Here is an 18,987-nt window from a genome sequence, read left to right as displayed (position 1 = left end):
AAAGAAAGTAATAACTAACCTCAAATCACTAAACAATCGCATAAAAAATTGAAACGGGATGGAACAGAAGTTATTTCTGCTCCATCCCGTTTCAATTTTGGTTGATTAATACTTTCTTAAGCGAGAGGTGAGCTAAGCTCTAAACCCTGGACGCTGCAGTTGACGCAGAACACTCGCAGCTACAGTACGGCTGCCCACCTCACCATGAAAAACAACACCCTGACGCGATCCGTGGAAATCCGATCCGCCTGTGACGATCAACTGCGAGTTCGCTGCAAGCTGCCCATATCGTTGTTCTTCTTCTCGTCCGTGATCCGAATGAAACACTTCGATACCCTGTACGCCATACCTTATGATTTCTTCGACTAATGAATCATTATTATATAATCCTGGATGCGCAATGACACTAGTCCCTCCTGCCTCTCGGATCCAATCAACTGCCTCAAACGGGGTCAGTCTTGGAGGATTGACATAAGCTGCTGCTCCGGAGGCTAGAAAACGATCAAATGCTTCCTTCATATTTTGAACAATGCCTTTGTGGATGAGCGCAGCAGCAATGTGCGGCCGACCAATGCTCACTTCGGCCAACTGCAGCTCCTCCATCGTACTATCTCCGTGCGCTGCGGCGATAACGTCATTCATCGTTAGAGTGATTCCGAGCTCTCTTAGCTTATTTAATATCATCTCATTCCGTCGATCTCTTATTCCGCGCAGGCTTGCAAGTCGTGATAACCACTTTTCATCATCATTGTTCGTGTAGTATCCGAGAATATGAATATCCGTTCCATCTGCTACTGTGCTCACCTCAACACCGGGAACAACCTTAATATTTAAACGCTCGCCTTCAATCAACGCTTCTGCTACTCCAGCTACTGTGTCGTGATCGGTAATAGCTATCGCCGCAAGACCCGCCATCTTGGCGAGCCTTACGTTTTCTGTTGGGCTTTGCATGCCATCCGAGGCAGTCGTATGTGTATGCAAATCAGCAAGTCCATCAATTAGAGCCATTGCTGCAGATCCCTCTCTCTCAAAAAGCTTAGAAACGTAACAGCGGATATCGGCAAAATAGCCGATTTTAAATAGATTGAATAAAATTGGCGTTGAAACTTAGCGTCTGACACTTTGATCATTCGAATTAAATCAAGTGTTACCTCATGTTTTACAGATGATGATGAGACAAAGGAAATGCCTAAACCAGCTTCAACTGCCGATTTTACAGCTCCTGTACTTCCAAGCTCCATTACAATTTTCATTGATGCAGGATCTATATCCTTCTTCCTCAGTTGATTCTCCATGACGAGCCTCGTCCCTGATCCCTGCTCGCGCAGGACGAAAGGGTATTCCATAGCTTCTTCTAATGTGACAGAATCTCGATCTGCTAATGGATGCGACTGGGAAACAATTAATCTGAGCTCATCACTCATTACCGCCTCCATATGCATATCCGGATGATTGACAGGAGCCTCAATTAATCCAAAATTAAGCTGATGGTTTATAATGTCTTCCATAATTTGCGATGTATTCATTACTTTCATACTTATCGAAATATGTGGATATTCCTGTCCAAATGGACCTAACAAGCGTGGTAAAATATATTCACCTATCGTTAAGCTCGAACCGAGCTGCAGTCTTCCTTTCAACTGCTTCGTGAAAGCAGACATTGCCTGATCTGTATCACGGATTAGATCAATGCTTCGCTGAGCATAAGGCATAAGCGCCCTTCCGGCTTCCGTCAGCTCAATTCGTTTCGTTGAGCGTTGGAGCAGCTTCGTCCCGAAATAATCTTCCAATGACTGTACTTGCATCGTAACTGCTGGTTGAGTCATATGTAAAGATTGCGCCGCAGCAGAAAAACTGCCACGTTCCGCAACCGTGCAAAAAATGTGCAGCTGATGAAAATTAAGCGCCATCATTCATTCATCCTTTCTTCTGGTGCTTATTATACTACAAACCTTGTGTAGAATCTTACAAGCTTAACAAAAAAAGCGTGCAATCTTTTTTGAGATTGGACGCTCGCTTTACATTATATAGGTATAAAGTCTCACTTTCGCTTTCTGCTGCTCTTGACAAGCGTCATTCGTCGAGAATGACGGAGCCATGAATAATAGGACTTTAAGTCTCTAAGCTCTATCGTTTCTGACATACGTCCAAGAAATGTTACTATAATCATTTTATGTAGAGGAGTTCCCGTAATATCCGTTTCTGTTAATGAATCCGCAAACTCAGCAACAAATACGAGATCATCATCAATTAAATAAACGTCCTGTTCATTGCGGTAATACGGCTGGATTCGCCCTTGTTTCAGGCATTCCCACAAAAATTCAGCTATATCTTCATAACCGGTTTTCTCACTTTCAATCCGGTCAAGCCAGCGACTTTTGGCATGGTTCGTAATAACGATGTCTGCTACTTTCTTATCACCGAGATCAATATAAAACGACTCATAAGTACTCCATCTTCTCGTCATCCTGTCTTTCAATTCGCAACCTACTCCTCCCAAGGAACCAGGGCTTTTATACTATTAATTTAATTCCATTCTATCATGATTATCCGATATTACAACAAAAAAATAAAGTCCGACCATATATGTTAATTTTTGTTTATATCAATACAAAAAAGACGTTTCTCAGCGATATTTCACTTAGAGAAGCGTCTTTCAATGCTATTTTTAAATTTTTATCATTATTATATTCAAAAAGTATGATTAGCAAGCTAAACGCTACATCCTCAAAAGTAGAATAGTCGTCTATGCATCTACAGACTATAAAATCTAGTTTTGTCCTCGCTGTCCTTGCTGTATTCCGTCTTGATTTCATTTCTGTATGAGCGTTCAATCTTACGCACATACGAAAGCTTGCCCATCTGCCGCACAGCCTCTTCAGAGCGCTCCGCATTCATATACATCACTACGTAATGCATCTTCCGCGACATATAATGAACCGTCCCGAACCTCTCGAGTGACCTCGCAGCTTTCAAATCACTTACCCATACGATATAACCTGTTCGATCCGGTAGCATCTTTTCCCTCCTCAAAGATTTGCGTAGCAAACCTCTCTTCGTAAGCATCTGCTTAGGTTTGCGTAGCAAACCTAAGCAATGCATCATCCCAATTCAACCACAGCCGCCGCTTCCGCAGCCGCATGAGCCGCCGCTTCCACAACTGCCGCCGCCAGCAGCCTTTTCGTTGCCAGGCACTTTAATATTGTCCGAAACGGACTCCGCGATGGTGCGAGACACATCATAAAGCATTTCATCCACAACCTGCTCAGCAAGCTTGAAGCGGCGAACACTTTCGATTTCACTTAATTCCCGCTCAATGAGCTTGACCTTGTCCTTCGCTTCGTTATAGTCAGGGTGAAAGCGTCCGAAGCGTTGGCATTCTTCAAAAAGTTCCTTTGCTTTATCGAACCGTCTGGATATTTGCTTCACTTGGTCATCTTCATTCACAGCTGACTTCCAATATAAATATTCGGCAACTTCCGCCGATTGATTGATCCAATCACCTAATTCATAGGCACTAAGCAGCAGCGACGCCATATCGAGAGAAGAAACGCCGCCTTGCGGTTGCTCCAACTGAACAGCCGTTAAACCTTCAGCAGTTGGCATTTATCCACCTCATTTCCATTCGCTAAATTCTACACTATCATATCATATTCAATTAGCCAATAGATATAGATTATATTAGGCTGTCTGGGCCAGGAATAACTATCCGCATCTCTTCCCACATATCAGGAGTCAGCCTGATCAGCTCTCTCTGCGGGTCATCTCGGAGAAGCCCAACGACCGCCCATTCATCGCCTTGCTGCTCGAGCTTCTCGGGCACAAATGAACGAAGCTCTGTTGAAATACGCAGCTGAACAGGCGTTTGCCATAGCAAAGCTTTTTCAATCATCTCTTTTCTTGTGGAGTGATGATATGCGCGCAGCTGCTTCGTCCACATAGATGGTAATTGTTCCATTTGCGTCCAAGATCTAAGCTTGTTTTTTGCGCCTAAATCACTAAGCTCATAATGATGGAGCGGAAATGAATCATAAATGAAGGAAGGAGCTTTTGTTTCTGATTGCTCCGCTGATATTAATACACTTGGCCATTCACTTTGAATATCGATGACCGGGTAACTGCGTTTGTCGACCGCAGCTCCGAATTGAACCATTTTGCGCGCGGGATATCCCGTCTTTTGCAGCAATGCTCGTATTTCAATGATGTAAGCCTTATCCACGATAAAATCGAATGAACCTAGTTTCTGAATCAGAAATGGTGCAATCCTTAAATCATTTTCCACAATAGACGCCATCTCATCGTTGTCACAGCGAAGTAGAGCAACCTCCGCGAACCAAGTACGGCACGCTCGACTTGTCCATACTTCCAAGAGCGAATCCACTGTAGGAGGCAAGCTTTGTCCTCCTGCTGACTGTTCAAGAAAAGACTGAATAGATGATCGTGTCCTCCCTTGTTCCAGTGCTCTTGAAATCGATTCAGCTTCCAGCCGGTAGATGGAGAGCTGTTCATCTGACTTCCGCTCCGCAATGAGCTCAAGCTCCCATCTCATCCAGAAGGGACACTCAGGCTGAGCAATCAGCTCTCCGTTCGGTTGAACAGCAACAACTGATAGAGGAGCCTGCATTCGTTCATGCTTCTCAACCCGCAAAGGAGCGTTCAATTTCCATCTAAAAAAAAGCTCACTCCCTTCGGAATGATTACCATCGACAAGCTCCATCCAGCCCAAGTTATGCCATAAGCCAAACCAGCTTGGCACGGATTGAATCCGATTCGCGCTCTGATCCACTCCCAAATCCACGACAATACGTTCCTTCTCCATCCATGTTTCAACACTCCGAGTACTATACCATTCCCCTGTTTTCTGATTCGTCAACGAGGCTGCCAAATGAGCAGTTCCTGCTGCCGATGGAAGCAGCAACGCCGTACACCAATTCATTAATTGATGTTCCCGCACATCATCCTCAAGCGTAAGCCACGCTCTAAGTTTAGTTTCATGCCAATGCAATGCTCTATCCTCTGCTGCAAATAGCCCCAGAGCAGAGCCGGCTTCCATAATAAATGCAACCTGCACTGGGTAGACGTCGGAATAAGACCATTTAACATCAAATGATTTAATCCAGTCTTCCTCCAAATCGATCGTCTGCAACAGCTTCGTAATAATTTTTTTGGGAAGAGTACCGTTTGCCGTAAGTGACATCCCGCTTCTCCCGAGTACGGAAAAAGCACAAAGCAGCTGTCTGCCAAGAGGTCTGCAATAAGGCCGCATGACCCCATTCATTAGTCTTTCCCTCTCATGATCAAGCAAGTGCTCCGCTTGGAATGGGAATAGTACCCTTTGCCAAACAGCAAAACATTCTACAGGCATAAAATATAAGCTCTCCCCCCATACTTTATGAATAGAGAACAAGATACCTGCTTCCTCTAGCTCTGCTAATCCCAGCTGACATTCCGCACCTGAGAGACCGGTGCTCATTCGCAAATGTTTAAGGAGCTTCTCTCCTTCTACTGGAGCAGCAGCAAAAAGACGCAGCATTACCCTCATTACTTCTTCTGCGTATGGCACGAGTAAAACAGCTGCCTCTCTAATCGCTTCATCATCTACAACAGCTTCATCCCATGACAGACCTCTTTGTCCCGCTTTCTGCCATATAGGCCTTTGCATAATATTGTCCAAACGGTCAGCAGAAAGCTTGCTTAGCAGCTGTTTCATTCTCATAGTGCCGCAGCCTCCTCAAGCTTATCTTCATCATTTGGCAAGCTAAGTTTTTCATATTGATACCCTTGCTCCAGCATGAAGAGTTGTCTTTTCATTGCGAATTCCGTTTCCTTTGTTTGATCCGTTACAATCGTATAAAACCATGCGTTATTATTCACAGCCTTTGGCCTTAGCAATCTTCCAATTCGCTGCGCTTCCTCCTGCCGTGATCCAAAGCTGCCGGACAGCTGAATCGCCACTGAAGCATCAGGCAAATCCACCGCAAAATTGGCTACCTTTGATACGATCAATACTGAGATGTCTCCAGCTTTAAAGCTGTCATACAGCTTTTGCCTTTCCTGCTGCGGTACTTCCCCCGTAAGCAAGGGAGCCCCTATCGCTCCAGCCAGCTCATGCAGCTGATGCAAATATTGTCCAATAATAAGAGTAGGTTTGCCCGCATGCTCTCGTAACAGCTGCTCTACAACCGGGATTTTACTCGGATTTTCCGCAGCCAATCTAAGCTTGGAACGCGCGCTGGCTTGTGTGTACAAGGCTATCGTATTTTTATGTAAAGGAACTCTAATCTCAGTACAGGATACTGCAGCAATATAATCGCTAGTCTCAGCTGTTTTCCATTGCATATCAAATTGCTTCGGCCCAATTAAGGAATAAACGTCCTCAGCGCAGCCATCCTCACGAACAAGCGTAGCCGTTAATCCAAGCCTTCTTGTTGCTTGTATATCCGCGGTCATACGGAACACGGGAGCAGGCAGCAGATGTACTTCATCATAAATAATCAATCCCCAATCCCGTTCAGAGAACAGCTTCATATGCGTGAAGGGAGACTCCTTCGATTTTCTGTGCGTTAAAATATTGTAGGTGGCAATCGTAATGGGACGAACCTGCTTCAACGTGCCGCAATATTCGCCAACCTCCTCTTCCTTCAGCGAAGTTTTATCCAGCAGCTCATCCTTCCATTGTTTCACAGAGGTAGAATTGGAAGTTAGAATAAGCGTCGCTCTTCCCAAACGAGCCAATGCCGCTATGCCTACAATTGTTTTTCCCGCTCCGCACGGCAACACGATTACCCCGCTCCCGCCTTGTACGGTCCCTTCCTTATAAAATAGCTCGACAGCCGCCTTCTGATAGTCTCTCAATTCAAATATACGACTTCGCAATGTTCTTTCTCTCAGCTCTACCGCTAATTCTTCGCCAGCATGATAGCCCGCTAAGTCGATAACTGGATAGCCAAGGCGTGTCAGCTCCTGCTTCAAGGCACCTCTGCAGTTATCGTCCAGCTCCAACGCAGCAGTGAGCCGAGAGGTTACCCATTGCATAATGGAGGACTGCTCCGACAGCTCATCCAATAAGGCCTGGTCTCCGTGCAAAATTAACTTATTCGAATCAGTCGATAACCGCAGCTTACCGTACCTGCTAATTAGCTTCCGGATCATTACCTCCGCTTGAAATGGCAATTCATAACGGCCGTATTCCTTCAGCCAACCCACGATGTCCTCTCCTGTAATGCCCGCAGCAGCTGCATTCCAGAGCGTCAATGGTGTCATTCGATAAGTGTGGATATCGCCTGCTCTTCGTACCGCATCCATGAAGAGAACAAGCTTCTCTCTAGCTTGCTGTGCGTGTGGCTTGCGCTCATCAAGCAATACCATCAGATCTGATTGTACGATTAATGGCCGTTCATTTAGATTTTGCATCGTTCTCCTCCTTCAACATTTCACGAATTTAATTCGCAAAAAAAAGATCTGAATATTGCTCTTCTCCTCACAGTATGAAGAAATTAACACTGTTTTATGCTAGTGCTTTCTTTAGATGTGCGCGATTTTAATGTGCAAAATGTGTTATAGTAACAATAACTGCTTTAAAATAATCGGAAATTGGGGTGGAGGAACCACAGCTATGAAAAGAATTATATTCATTCTCCTCATGCTCCTTTGCATACCGCTTGCCGGTTGTACGGCCATATCTGAGCTTTCTTCAAACGTTATTCAAACCAACCAATGGTATCAGGTAGCTGGGTTTATAGATGGAGATACATTTAAAATCAAAACTGGATCGACCGAAACGACGGTACGCCTTCTTTATGTAGATACGCCGGAAACCAAAAAACAAGACAGCCCTGTAGAGCCATTCGGACCTGAAGCATCCGCTTTTACTGAAAAGCTTTTATCCGAATCGGAGCAAGTGAGACTTACCTTTGACAAAGAGCTGAAGGATCGCTTCGATCGTACTCTGGCAATCGTCGAACTGAAGGACGGCCGCATTTTAAACGAGTTACTGTTGGAGGAAGGTCTGGCGAAGGTACTGATCGTGGAACCAAACGTCAAGATGGAAAACGCATACAAGCAGTTGGAGCAGCAAGCGGAACAAGCGAAGCATGGCTTGTGGAGCAACGATGCTGAAGTGAATCATACCAATTTCCCTGTGAAGAAAGCGGCTCGGCTCGGCATCATTCTTGAGGTAGACAAACAAGCTGAACTTGTCACCATTACGAATACGACGGAAGCACCGATTGCTATGAAGGACTGGAAACTAGTCAGTGTTCGAGGTAATCAAACCTTTCCATTTGGACATTATGTTTTGGGCGCACAGCAAAAAGTTGTTATTTCCTCTGCAGAAGATGACGTTTCTTCAGATGATGACCTTCTCCAATGGGGAGCAACGAATATATGGAATAACAAGGAATCTGATCCAGCGGAGCTCTACAATGAACAAAATGAGCTAGTATCTGTGTGGGAAGATAAATAGAGAAAAAAAGGCTGACCAAGCGCATGAGATAACGTGCTTGGTCAGCCTTTTTTGTATTAATGGAACGATGAATGTGTCGTTGTATGCTCTTGCTCAGAAATTGCGCTCAGCGCCTCTCCAGCCTCATTGACAAATATTTCTCGAACAGCCAAGTCCCCAATTGCCACAACACCGACAAGCTCACCTCCATCAACCACCGGGAGCCTCCGTATCTGTTTTGAGGCCATTAGATGGGCAGCCTCATCAACAGATGTGTCTGAGGTTATCGAATCCACTTCCGTTGTCATGACTTCGGCGACTGCCGTTGACCCAGAATGTTTCTCAGCATAACCCCTTACGACTAAATCTCGATCAGTAACTACCCCAATTAGTTTCTTGCCGTCAACAATTGGAATAAAACCGATATCATTTTGCTTCATTTTTACAGCTAGTTCGTATACGTTGTCAAGCAACGTCGCCGTCACACAGTCTGTGGACATCATTTGTTTAATTGTTTTCACTTCTATACCTCCTCAAATAGTAACTCGAGGTTTAGCATATCCGTTTCTGCAGCTGAGCATCCGTCTTCAAACGGATGCAGCAACATCGCTCGCATAATCCTCAGCCATTCCAATGAGCAGTCTTGCAGCGCGCTGCATAGCTCTCTCATCGATGTCAAACTTGGCATGATGGTGAGAGTAAGATGCTCCGCAGCTCTCATTGCCTGCTCCGACAAACATAAAGCAGCCAGGCACCTTTTCTAAATAATATGAGAAATCCTCTGCAATCGTTATCGCTTCTGAACGAATAACTGCACGATCACCGAACAATCTCTCGCCAACTTGGAAGAAACGCTCCGCTTCGACATCGTCGTTCACTACTGGCGGATAGCCGATTCTCATCTGATAGTCGAATTCAGCGCCATGCATTTGGCAGGTATGCGTAACGAGTGATTCCAATCGCTCATGGATCATCATTCTCGTTTGCTCGTCAAAGGATCTAACCGTTCCTTTCAATCTGCAGCGCTCCGCAATGACATTATTGGTAGTGCCTCCCTGAAAAGAACCAATGGTCACAACTGCTGGATGCAATGGGTTCACATTGCGACTTACAATTGATTGCACAGACTGTACTAGTGCTGAACCAATCATAATTGCATCAACAGTCTGATGAGGTAATCCCCCATGCCCGCCTCTTCCGATAATATCGATGACGAACTCATCCGCTGCAGCCATGAATGCTCCTGGCTTGGAAGAAACGACACCGTAATCGAGCGGTGTCCACAAATGCACGCCATAGATAACATCTACTCCTTCAAGCGCACCATCCTTAATCATCGGCATCGCCCCGCCAGGCGTAACTTCCTCAGCTGGTTGGAACAAAAGTCTGCGTTCACCGCTGAATGCGGATCGATTAGTTGAATAATACGCGGCAATAGCGAGCAGTGTAGATGTATGTGCATCATGACCGCATGCGTGCATAACGTTCGGCACTTTAGATGCGTAATCACAGGTTTTCTCATCTTGAATAGGAAGTGCATCAATGTCCGCACGCAGCGCGATGACCGGACCTGCTTGATCACCTCTAATCGTTGCAATTAATCCATGTCCCCCTACCCCTGATTGGACCTCAATGCCCATGTCGCTTAATTGGCCGGCAATCCAGCTTGACGTGACACGTTCATGAAACGAAAGTTCTGGATACTGATGAAGATGCCTTCTCCAACGAATCATTTTGGGAAATAACTGCTCAAGCTGTAGATCTACGATATCCTCTGTCTGCAAATCGCAAACCTCCTGACATTTTCAATAAACTAGTTTTTTGTACGCTTTTCTCTGCTCTTTTATAAAAAGTTCTACTCGAAAGTAGTTTCTTCCGAACGAATGAGATCATTTCATTTAGTTTACCAGATGAAAGCCTTACTAAGGAAGCAAATCCGTCTTAGAATCGTATGGAATATTACATTTCTTAAAAATATCACTTTTGTTCACGACAAGAGGTGGGAGTAAGGGTTGCGCTTGCTGGGGAAACATACTATCATGAGAAAAGAATGTACAACTCTGTCTTTTGAACTTGGGAGCATATGCTTGTAAAGTCAGTTTTGCTTCACAAAACCTTTGGGAGGAACTACCATGATTATTGAAAATACCGGATTGAACGGTGTTAAAAGCGAACTAGACCATTTGGATGACTCAGCTGAAAAAGTTGGATTTGTCCGTTGGCAATGGGAATATTATCGCGCTACATACGACTTGAAACTTGAGGATCGCACAAGCGGCTCCGACTATTATCTAAGAATTACAACTAGAGCAATTGAAGGAAAGCTCGAATCTCCTCATGCTGTGCTTGTTATCGAATCCGTATACATCGGACGCTCTACATTCCCACATGGCCTTGAATATGAATCACCGATCCCGCAGCCGATTATGAGTACTGCGACACAAAGACTACAGCAATTGAAACAATTGCTAGCGTAACGGTGCTGACATGAAAGCCACGCAGAACGGTAGCCGTGGAAGACCGGACTTTCTGCTTCTCATTTTGACTCTTCTGCTCGTAGGCTTCGGGCTTGTGATGGTATTCAGTGCAAGCTCAAGTGTCGCGCTTGTAACGGAAGATGATGCCTTGTATTTCACCAAGCGCCAGTTCATGTGGGCTGGCCTTGGCATAATGGTTATGTTATTTATGATGAATTTACGCTACCAAGTATTCAAAAAGTTTTTTATGCTGTTTTTCATCCCCGTAGTCATTATGCTTATGATTGTTCCGTTCGTAGGCAAAGAGATTAATGGTGCGCAAAGCTGGTTCGGTATTGGAAGCCTAGGCATTCAACCTACAGAGCCTGCAAAGCTTGCCATCATTTTGTATCTAGGCGCTCTGATTACGAAGAAGGGCGATAATTTTCGCAGCTTCAAAAAAGGGCTGCTGCCCGTTATCATTATCGTCGGCTTCATTTGCGGTTTGATTATGATGCAGCCGGATCTCGGCTCCACTTTAGTACTTGCTGCATGTGCTTCCGTTATGATTTTGGCTGGCGGTGCGAATTTAAAGCAGGTGTTTATGTCTGGAACGATCATCGGTATCTTTCTGACTGTCATATTCAGTATTTCGATGGCGATCAACCCAAAAGCTTGGAAATACCGGATTGATCGGCTTACCGTCTTCCGAGATCCGCTCAGTGATTCACAGGATACAGGCTGGCATCTGGTATCTTCACTGCAAGCCTTCGGTCACGGCGGCTTAACCGGAGCAGGATTCGGTGAAAGCGTACAGAAGCTTCATTACTTGAAGTATCCTTACAATGATTTTATTTTTGCAATTATCGGTGAAGAGTTCGGTTTTATTGGAAGCACCATATTCTTGCTCTTTTATTTATTTTTCTTATGGCGGGGACTTATTGTAGCTCTAAGGTGTCCTGATCATTATGGTACGGTTGTCGGTGTGGGTATTGTTGGCTTGATTGCCATTCAAGCATTCGTCAACATTGGCGGAGTTACTGCTGCGATACCGCTGACCGGCGTTACGCTGCCATTCATAAGCTACGGCGGCTCATCACTGCTATTTAGTCTTATGTCTATCGGCGTATTGCTAAGTATATCTAGAGAAGCGAACCGTGTAGAGCCTACAAATAAAAAACGCTAAATCAAAAAAGGGTACCTCTTATTTTAAAAAAGAGGTACCCTTTTTTCATTCATTTCTCGTTCTTATTTCAAGCGTTGTTGCTGGATTTCATCTATTTCGTCCTCTTTGAAGGCAACGCCTTCAACCTTTACATTCACTTCAACGACGTGCAGTCCTGTCATATTCTCAACGGATTCACGAACATTAAGCTGAAGCTGTCTGCAAACCTCTTGAATAGGAATACCATAATGAACAATAATACGAAGATCAATTGCAGCCTCCGTAGTTCCTACCTCAACAGACACGCCTTTTTGCACATTTTTTCCACTAAGTCGTTTAGCGAGCCCTTCGGAAATTCCTCCCGACATTGCAGCAATGCCTGGTGTTTCAAGCGCCGCAAGTCCAGCTATCGTTGCAACTACATCATCAGAGATTCGAATAAGACCCGTTTGAAGTTCTTCGGTCATGTGACTCACTCCTTTTACCATATATGTTTATTGTAATGGAAGGTCAGTCGTGAAGCAAGAACAGCACTTTTAATTAAATGTAATTATCTGATATTAAACGAATAAATTTTTAAAAGGTTCACAGATACACCATTTATATAAAAATCGAACCGCCATCTCGTCAACAATCAAAAATTTACATTTATATCGATTTACTATATATTATGTTCATGTTTTACGTACAATTTAAAGGGGTGGTTATGTTGAATCAAAAACTGTTTTTTTCTGGTTTGTTGATCATGTTTGCTCTTAGCGCGATCGGCCATTATGCTCATTGGGATAATACCGCCCAGTTTGTCATTTCAGCCATCGCTATCATCTTTGTGGCAGGCTTCCTTGGTAAAGCTACTGAGAGTGTCGCACATTATGCTGGTCAAAGGCTGGGCGGGTTTCTCAATGCAACGTTCGGAAATGCTGCCGAATTGATTATCGCGATATTTTTGATAAAAGCCCAGCAATTCGACATGGTGAAGGCCAGCTTAACAGGTGCGATTATCGGAAATTTGTTGCTTGTGTTAGGCCTCAGCATCTTGCTAGGCGGATTGAAATACAAGGAGCAGCGCTTCAACGGCCGACTGGCCGATCACAACTCAACGCTCATGATCATGGCTGTAATTGGTCTCTTCGTGCCTGCAGTATTCGTTGTTTCTGAGAAATTTACGTTTGAGAAGGATCAGTTTCTAAGTCTCGCAGTCGCAGGTATATTGATCTTCTCATACATTCTGTGGCTCATATTTTCTATGGTCACTCATAAGGACATGCTCTCGGATGAGGTCATGAACGCTGATCATGGCGAAGAGCCAGCCTGGTCAAAAAGAAGGTCGATCCTCTACCTCCTCCTAGCTACCGTTATGGTCGCCTTTGTAAGTGAATGGCTCGTACATACCCTTGATGCATTCAGTGCGAAATTCGGACTATCTGAATTGTTTATAGGGGCATTCGTAATCGCCATTGTCGGTAATGCCGCTGAACATAGTGCTGCTGTCATTTTGGCTATGAAAAATAAGATTGGCGCTGCAGTCGAAATCGCGATCGGAAGCAGCTTGCAGATCGCTTTATTCGTAGCTCCTGTTCTTATCCTCATCAGCGCATTGTTCGGTAACACGATGGATATCGTATTTACACCTATCGAATTAACTGCAATCGGAGTATCCGTATTTATTGCCAAGTCCGTATCGCGTGATGGGCGAACGAACTGGTATGAAGGCGTGTTGCTTATCATGGTCTATGTCATACTAGGTATTGCGTTCTACCTCGTATAAGCAAAGAAAAAGAGTAGTCTCCAACGGAGGCTACTCTCTTCTTTCCAATGCTTCGTATAGCATAGCTAAATTTCGCTCTAATCTACTCACTATTTCCTTGCCTGCCATCTCAGCAATTAGTCCGGCACGAACAGCAAAGTCAACCTCTCGCGAGAATCCATACATTTGTGTATCTAGCACTTCTTCGTAAAGTGGACACTGACGAGTAGTCAAGTTTTCCATCTGAACTTCGATTAGCTTTTCTATTTTACTCGCATCTTCCTGAAGGAGACGAAGCGCTTTCTCATGCAATTGTACCGTAATTTCCGGTGAAGACATCGTTTTCCCCCCTGTGCGCGTATCCGCCGTCTTCTATACCACTATATTAGACGAAAAAGAGGGATTATACAAGGTCAAAACAGAAAAGCACCCCTTCAAAAATGAAGAGGTGCTCATTCACGGAAAATATGATCTATTAATCCGTAATTACATTTACATTTAGGTTGTGCTTGGCAAATACTTCAGCCATTGCAGCCTTTGCTTCTTCAGCATCAGGGCCGTGTACATGCAGTTCATACGCATGTCCGCCTACTAGTGTAGTGAATAGTCCGAGGATACTTTTTACATCGATATATTTGCTCTCGGCTTGCAGAACGATGGACGAAGTGAATTGGCTAGCCGTTTGAGAAATTTCTACGATTGCTGCGTTGTTGGACATGGAAGATCCCTCCAGTTAAATTAGTAAAGCTTACCTTTGTCACCATGATAACCTGAAAAGAGTTATCCAGCAAGAGGTAAAATGAAAAACGCTTTATTTTCCATTTTATTCTTTGATACACGTAATAAAATCAATACTTTACTTTAAATTTTCAGCATTTAAGCCTTCCAGCTCTGGAATAACGAAAACACCATCTTTACGAATGAGTACATCGTCAAAATAAATTTCTCCGCCGCCATATTCAGGACGCTGAATGAGCACTAAATCCCAATGAACAGCAGAGCGATTTCCATTATCTGTTTCCTCATAAGCTTGGCCTGGAGTGAAGTGCAAGCTGCCCGCAATTTTCTCGTCAAACAAAATATCATTCATCGGATGCAAAATATGAGGATTAAACCCAATCGCAAACTCACCGATATAGCGCGCTCCCTCGTCCATGTCTAATATTTCGTTCAACCGAGCAGTGTCATTGCTTTCTGCTTTCACGATTTTCCCATTCTCAAAGGTGAGAGAAATGTTCTGGAATGTAACACCTGAATACACGCTAGGCGCATTATATGTAATCGTGCCTTGCACAGAATCCCGAACAGGTGCTGAGAATACTTCTCCGTCTGGAATATTGCGATGACCCGAGCATTTTTTTGCTCCAATATTTTTAATCGAGAAGGTTAAGTCTGTTCCTGGTGACACAATGCGGACACGATCCGTTTGATTCATTAACTTTTGAAGCGGATCCATTGCACTGTCCATTTTGGCATAATCCAAGTTACATACATCGAAATAGAAATCCTCAAACGCTTCTGTGCTCATATTAGCAAGCTGTGCCATTGATGGACTAGGGTAACGCAAAACAACCCATTTCGTTTTTTTGACACGTTGTTCCGAATGTATAGGGTTTCTATAAATTTGTTCATACAACCGCATATTCGCATCAGGAATTCCTGCTAGTTCGTTCACATTATCTCCTGATCGTACAGCGATATAACCTTGCATATTTTTCATCCGCTCCAAATCAAGCGAAGACCAAAGCTCCATCTGCTCCTTGGTGGCATGCTTTAGCAATGTTCGAAGAACCGAGCGATCACTCGTCTCTACAAAAGGTCTGCCGCCCCGCCCTGCTACCTCTTCTATTAAACATTTAGCCAGTTCTCGTTCTGAACCGACCATATCAATTAACACATTTTCTCCAGGTTGAACATCGATGGAATACTCGACTAAATTACGTGCTAGTTTTTGCAATCTTGGGTCACGCATGTTAATATCCTCTCCTTCTCACAGTAGCTCATAAACTAATCCATCGTAACACGTTTTCCTAACTGCTGAACAGCCTCACTCGAATCCCCATTGAAAGACTGAAACCTAACTGCAGTATGTCTTGACTCCTTAAATGGTTGTTTATTAGAGATATATTGGAAAGACGTTTTTTCATCCATTTTGAGCGGCAACAGCCTCTTTCGGTCAATCACAAGTTCATATTCCGTTGTCGCAGTCATTGACGTTAACATATTGTCCAGCTGTTCGCGCGAATGTGAAAGCTCCTCCATCCATGCTTTCCGATATGGCACATTCGCAGCAGGCATATTTGAACCGAGCTGGTCCAGCTGCTGGCGCAGACGCTGATCCCATTTCTCCTTCGAGACACTTGCTTCCTCCGTTACCAATAGCGTAACGGTGTCCGGGCTGTTCCTTTCATTCAAGAGTTTCACCTGGGCATTCGATTGATTGAGTGCTTCAAGCACCTTAACCGGATTCCAATGCATCTTATCTTGGCTATTCGTCTGCAATGTCAATTGCTGATGATCGACAACCTTGCCTTCGAATATTTCCGGCTTAAACGCTGCGCCATCCTCTGTTGCAATGCTCATCGAGCCTGTAAAATCATATTGATCCATTGCAGCTAGCCCCGAATAGGATAATGAAAGCCACTCCTCCGGCGTTCGATGGTTGCCTCCATTCCCACATCCGATCAGCGGAAGTACGGTCGCTAAAGTAAGCATAAACATGCCAACTGCTTGTTGTTTCCTCATACGTACACCTCCCGTTCCACTTGTATTATAATATCCTCCCTAAACTGTCAGCTCCTTATTCTGATTTAGATATCAATTGAAACTAAAAAAAGGTGACTCCTGTTTAACACAGGAATCACCTATTCGGTAATATAAATATACTTGTTTAGTTTTGTCCAACAATGATACAGTTTCTTCCCTTATGCTTAGCTTCATATAGCGCCATGTCCGCACGATAAAAGAGGGATTCCACACTAATCTTCTCATCTTCAAACGTCCATTCAGACACCCCGCAGGATACGGTAACGACAGGATCGGTATCCTGCTCAACATGCAGCCGTATTCGTTCGGCAATTCGATAGGCTTGCTCAGCTCGAATGCCAGGTAAATAAATGGCAAGCTCTTCTCCGCCCCAGCGTGCTGCAATATCACCTTGTCTGATCGAACCCCTAATAATATTACTCACCTGAATCAGTATCCGATCCCCAACTTGATGCCCATACGTATCATTTACGCGTTTGAACAAATCAATATCAACTAGAATCAGTGAGCCAAACGGGTCACTCCGCTGACGATTTTGAATTTGTTCATTTAAAAAATGCCTGGCATGAAGTCCGGTTAGATTATCGGTAATAACCATCCGGCGCACTTCTGCATGCAGCGATGCATTCGTTACTGCAAGTCCGATGTGCGTGCTGATCACTTGAAGCAATTTATAATTGTCATAGGAAAAGAAATTTGGCGCTTTATGTGTAATCAAAACAACACCAACCACCTCGCCATCAACCATAATTGGTGAAGCAATAAGCGATCTTGAACCCGTATTATCCATAAGCTTTGAAGTTACAACACGTGTATGCCAGTAATCGGATATGATCATCGGCTCTTTCGTGCGATAAACCATTCCGCAGAATCCATAATCAGGCGAGAACTGCTCGCTTATGAGAGATGGGAAATTGCTTGACATCACGATAAATTGATTATTATCTTTGTTTAGCTGTAGAACACAGCAGAAATCGGCATCAAATATCGTTAATAGCTCGCTTGTCGCAAATTGAATAATTTCATTAAGTCTTAATGATTGATTTAAACGTTTCGTAAGTTCATTGATGAGGCGAAGCTCATTAATGAGCAGATTAGACTGCTCGTACAGCTTCGCATTCTCGAAGACTGAGCCCGCCGTATCTGCAAGCAGCTGGAAAGCAGGCAGGTCTGCATCATCCCATCTGCCAGGACCACTATACAAACAGAGCACACCGTAAGCAGCTTGTTTGCCGTTCATCGGAACAGCGAGCCTAAGCGTGCCGTCTCTGTCATGCTCCGTTACCGATTTCCCATTCAAAAACGCTTTGGCAACCAGATCATGCTCCAAGTTCTTGAATACGAGCGGTTTTACCCGTGGATCGCCGTTTAAGTGATCTTGCGATAAGTACAAATGAACTTCGGAGTATGGGTAGAGCTGTTCCAAGCTGCGAAGCAGCTCTGACAACACGGATGCAACGTCAATTTGATCATACAGTCGCTTGGTCGCATGAAACAAAGAATCTCTTCTGCTCGCTTCCTCCTCAGCGCGCTGCTGCTGAAGAAGTAAATCCTTAACATAGATCTGTTCAAATTTATGGTAAAAGCAGCTGCGGAAATGCAATGAGCACATTTCAAGCTGAATGATGTCTTTCTGGGAACCAATTGGAGTGAGATAGGCTAGAATGCAAAAAATAGCACCATCGCTTCTTCTGAATATCGGAACGGCTGCTGCAAATAGATCTTCTTCTTCATTACAACTAGGCAGACTGCTGCTTAAAACGGTTCGAACAACTTTCGCAAGCGTAGAATTTCGTTTCTCGCTCTCATCCGTGTTAAATAGTCCTTCCGCTGCTACTTCCGCTGCTACTTCTTCTGCTTCTGTATTAAATAACACAAATTCACCAGCCTCAAATGAGGCTAATCCCGCTGTTTCATTCACCCATTGATTGAAACTGTCTTGGAACAATGGAGATAGCAAGGGCTTGTCCGCATCGCTAATATCTTCGCTGATGAACCAAATCGGTTGTGACTCTGCTGATGCATTCACAATTGTTGATGTTTTACGATACGCAAAATTGCTTTTCATTCGATCAACCATGCAGCCCCAACCCTTTCATCTGTCAACCAAGGTGATGAGCTTCCTATTTTCACTCAATATTACAAACATCATACTCCATTATTGAGAATTTTGCACTACTATCTCTATGAAATATAGGACTTTAGATGCGTTTCGTGTAACATTAAAATTCCTATGTTAACCTTGACAACGAGTATCCATTTCATATATTATTTATTGATGAATAGATGGGCGTACGGTTTTGTGTCACCCTCATGAAATACGTTCACTGTAGGCCAGCGGCTGACTAGCCTATCAGGGACGAGCTTGCTCGGACGTTGAACGTATTCGGCGAAACACAACCCCATTCAC

At 44.2% G+C, this 18,987-nt stretch carries 19 protein-coding genes; 4 read left to right on the top strand and 15 right to left on the bottom strand.

Annotated elements, in window-relative coordinates:
• Positions 1 to 132: 132 nt before the first annotated feature.
• The 7 genes from AC0YN6_RS00970 to AC0YN6_RS00940 form a co-directional block, all read right to left on the bottom strand.
• On the bottom strand, positions 133 to 1,008 hold the full coding sequence (locus AC0YN6_RS00970) for a PHP domain-containing protein (RefSeq protein WP_475744466.1): 876 nt from the start codon (positions 1,006 to 1,008) through the stop codon (positions 133 to 135).
• The gene (locus AC0YN6_RS00965) at positions 999 to 1,910 is read right to left on the bottom strand and encodes a selenium metabolism-associated LysR family transcriptional regulator (RefSeq protein WP_475745495.1); all 912 of its coding nucleotides are present in this window, start codon (positions 1,908 to 1,910) and stop codon (positions 999 to 1,001) included. The genes AC0YN6_RS00970 and AC0YN6_RS00965 overlap by 10 nt, the downstream gene beginning before the upstream one ends.
• Positions 1,911 to 2,041: 131 nt before the next feature.
• On the bottom strand, positions 2,042 to 2,467 hold the full coding sequence (locus tag AC0YN6_RS00960) for a hypothetical protein (RefSeq protein WP_475745494.1): 426 nt from the start codon (positions 2,465 to 2,467) through the stop codon (positions 2,042 to 2,044).
• Between the two features lie 287 nt (positions 2,468 to 2,754).
• Positions 2,755 to 3,018, bottom strand: a complete 264-nt coding sequence (locus tag AC0YN6_RS00955) for a YlbG family protein (protein ID WP_053375618.1) — start codon at positions 3,016 to 3,018, stop codon at positions 2,755 to 2,757.
• 93 nt (positions 3,019 to 3,111) lie between these two features.
• On the bottom strand, positions 3,112 to 3,606 hold the full coding sequence (locus AC0YN6_RS00950) for a YlbF/YmcA family competence regulator (protein ID WP_475744463.1): 495 nt from the start codon (positions 3,604 to 3,606) through the stop codon (positions 3,112 to 3,114).
• Between the two features lie 70 nt (positions 3,607 to 3,676).
• Entirely contained in the window at positions 3,677 to 5,716 is a 2,040-nt protein-coding gene (locus tag AC0YN6_RS00945; RefSeq protein WP_475744462.1) for a helicase-associated domain-containing protein, read from the bottom strand.
• Positions 5,713 to 7,413: a DNA repair helicase XPB gene (locus AC0YN6_RS00940; RefSeq protein WP_475744460.1), complete on the bottom strand. Its 1,701-nt coding sequence runs from the start codon at positions 7,411 to 7,413 to the stop codon at positions 5,713 to 5,715. Before AC0YN6_RS00940 ends, AC0YN6_RS00945 begins: the two co-directional genes overlap by 4 nt.
• 202 nt (positions 7,414 to 7,615) lie before the next feature.
• Between AC0YN6_RS00940 and AC0YN6_RS00935 the strand changes: the two genes are divergently transcribed.
• Entirely contained in the window at positions 7,616 to 8,464 is an 849-nt protein-coding gene (locus AC0YN6_RS00935) for a thermonuclease family protein (protein WP_475744458.1), read from the top strand.
• Between the two features lie 56 nt (positions 8,465 to 8,520).
• On the opposite strand, the gene AC0YN6_RS00930 is transcribed toward AC0YN6_RS00935, so the two are convergent.
• Positions 8,521 to 8,946 carry a CBS domain-containing protein gene (locus AC0YN6_RS00930; RefSeq protein WP_475745493.1) on the bottom strand — a complete coding sequence of 142 codons (426 nt, stop codon included), beginning with the start codon at positions 8,944 to 8,946 and terminating at the stop codon, positions 8,521 to 8,523.
• Positions 8,947 to 9,030: 84 nt separating this feature from the next.
• Positions 9,031 to 10,227: an amidohydrolase gene (locus AC0YN6_RS00925; protein WP_475744456.1), complete on the bottom strand. Its 1,197-nt coding sequence runs from the start codon at positions 10,225 to 10,227 to the stop codon at positions 9,031 to 9,033.
• A 348-nt stretch (positions 10,228 to 10,575) separates the two neighbouring features.
• Here AC0YN6_RS00925 and AC0YN6_RS00920 point away from each other — a divergent pair, with 348 nt between their 5' ends.
• On the top strand, positions 10,576 to 10,920 hold the full coding sequence (locus AC0YN6_RS00920; protein WP_475744455.1) for a YugN family protein: 345 nt from the start codon (positions 10,576 to 10,578) through the stop codon (positions 10,918 to 10,920).
• Between the two features lie 10 nt (positions 10,921 to 10,930).
• On the top strand, positions 10,931 to 12,085 hold the full coding sequence (ftsW, locus tag AC0YN6_RS00915) for a putative lipid II flippase FtsW (RefSeq protein WP_475744454.1): 1,155 nt from the start codon (positions 10,931 to 10,933) through the stop codon (positions 12,083 to 12,085).
• Positions 12,086 to 12,147: 62 nt separating this feature from the next.
• Here the strand turns inward: ftsW and AC0YN6_RS00910 are convergent, their stop codons facing one another.
• Entirely contained in the window at positions 12,148 to 12,531 is a 384-nt protein-coding gene (locus tag AC0YN6_RS00910) for an Asp23/Gls24 family envelope stress response protein (RefSeq protein WP_475744452.1), read from the bottom strand.
• Positions 12,532 to 12,773: 242 nt separating this feature from the next.
• Between AC0YN6_RS00910 and cax the strand changes: the two genes are divergently transcribed.
• Complete coding sequence (cax, locus tag AC0YN6_RS00905; RefSeq protein ID WP_475745492.1) at positions 12,774 to 13,832, top strand: calcium/proton exchanger; 1,059 nt, start codon at positions 12,774 to 12,776, stop codon at positions 13,830 to 13,832.
• 30 nt (positions 13,833 to 13,862) lie between these two features.
• Here cax and AC0YN6_RS00900 read toward each other — a convergent pair whose 3' ends face one another.
• From AC0YN6_RS00900 to AC0YN6_RS00880, 5 genes are all read right to left on the bottom strand, one after another.
• A complete protein-coding gene (locus AC0YN6_RS00900; RefSeq protein WP_475744451.1) occupies positions 13,863 to 14,150 on the bottom strand; it encodes an Fpa/YlaN family protein in 288 nt (95 codons plus the stop codon).
• 136 nt (positions 14,151 to 14,286) lie between these two features.
• Positions 14,287 to 14,529 (bottom strand): HPr family phosphocarrier protein, encoded by a 243-nt coding sequence (locus AC0YN6_RS00895; protein WP_475744450.1) that lies wholly within the window; start codon positions 14,527 to 14,529, stop codon positions 14,287 to 14,289.
• A gap of 138 nt (positions 14,530 to 14,667) precedes the next feature.
• On the bottom strand, positions 14,668 to 15,783 hold the full coding sequence (locus AC0YN6_RS00890) for an aminopeptidase (protein WP_475744448.1): 1,116 nt from the start codon (positions 15,781 to 15,783) through the stop codon (positions 14,668 to 14,670).
• A gap of 35 nt (positions 15,784 to 15,818) precedes the next feature.
• Complete coding sequence (locus tag AC0YN6_RS00885) at positions 15,819 to 16,556, bottom strand: hypothetical protein (protein WP_475744447.1); 738 nt, start codon at positions 16,554 to 16,556, stop codon at positions 15,819 to 15,821.
• Positions 16,557 to 16,701: 145 nt separating this feature from the next.
• Positions 16,702 to 18,657: a sensor domain-containing diguanylate cyclase gene (locus tag AC0YN6_RS00880; protein ID WP_475744446.1), complete on the bottom strand. Its 1,956-nt coding sequence runs from the start codon at positions 18,655 to 18,657 to the stop codon at positions 16,702 to 16,704.
• Positions 18,658 to 18,987 lie beyond the last annotated feature (330 nt).

Source organism: Paenibacillus sp. J22P15 (assembly GCF_056269345.1).
This window is presented reverse-complemented; position numbering and strand designations above follow the sequence as displayed.

Excerpts from the sequence above, each read along its gene's own strand:
- AC0YN6_RS00970 (WP_475744466.1), bottom strand. The coding sequence starts at position 1,008 with ATGGCTCTAATTGATGGACTTGCTGATTTGCATACACATACGACTGCC.
- AC0YN6_RS00965 (WP_475745495.1), bottom strand. The coding sequence starts at position 1,910 with ATGGCGCTTAATTTTCATCAGCTGCACATTTTTTGCACGGTTGCGGAA.
- AC0YN6_RS00960 (WP_475745494.1), bottom strand. The coding sequence starts at position 2,467 with ATGACGAGAAGATGGAGTACTTATGAGTCGTTTTATATTGATCTCGGT.
- AC0YN6_RS00955 (WP_053375618.1), bottom strand. The coding sequence starts at position 3,018 with ATGCTACCGGATCGAACAGGTTATATCGTATGGGTAAGTGATTTGAAA.
- AC0YN6_RS00950 (WP_475744463.1), bottom strand. The coding sequence starts at position 3,606 with ATGCCAACTGCTGAAGGTTTAACGGCTGTTCAGTTGGAGCAACCGCAA.
- AC0YN6_RS00945 (WP_475744462.1), bottom strand. The coding sequence starts at position 5,716 with ATGAGAATGAAACAGCTGCTAAGCAAGCTTTCTGCTGACCGTTTGGAC.
- AC0YN6_RS00940 (WP_475744460.1), bottom strand. The coding sequence starts at position 7,413 with ATGCAAAATCTAAATGAACGGCCATTAATCGTACAATCAGATCTGATG.
- AC0YN6_RS00935 (WP_475744458.1), top strand. The coding sequence starts at position 7,616 with ATGAAAAGAATTATATTCATTCTCCTCATGCTCCTTTGCATACCGCTT.
- AC0YN6_RS00930 (WP_475745493.1), bottom strand. The coding sequence starts at position 8,946 with ATGATGTCCACAGACTGTGTGACGGCGACGTTGCTTGACAACGTATAC.
- AC0YN6_RS00920 (WP_475744455.1), top strand. The coding sequence starts at position 10,576 with ATGATTATTGAAAATACCGGATTGAACGGTGTTAAAAGCGAACTAGAC.
- ftsW (WP_475744454.1), top strand. The coding sequence starts at position 10,931 with ATGAAAGCCACGCAGAACGGTAGCCGTGGAAGACCGGACTTTCTGCTT.
- AC0YN6_RS00910 (WP_475744452.1), bottom strand. The coding sequence starts at position 12,531 with ATGACCGAAGAACTTCAAACGGGTCTTATTCGAATCTCTGATGATGTA.
- AC0YN6_RS00900 (WP_475744451.1), bottom strand. The coding sequence starts at position 14,150 with ATGTCTTCACCGGAAATTACGGTACAATTGCATGAGAAAGCGCTTCGT.
- AC0YN6_RS00895 (WP_475744450.1), bottom strand. The coding sequence starts at position 14,529 with ATGTCCAACAACGCAGCAATCGTAGAAATTTCTCAAACGGCTAGCCAA.
- AC0YN6_RS00890 (WP_475744448.1), bottom strand. The coding sequence starts at position 15,783 with ATGCGTGACCCAAGATTGCAAAAACTAGCACGTAATTTAGTCGAGTAT.
- AC0YN6_RS00885 (WP_475744447.1), bottom strand. The coding sequence starts at position 16,556 with ATGAGGAAACAACAAGCAGTTGGCATGTTTATGCTTACTTTAGCGACC.
- AC0YN6_RS00880 (WP_475744446.1), bottom strand. The coding sequence starts at position 18,657 with ATGGTTGATCGAATGAAAAGCAATTTTGCGTATCGTAAAACATCAACA.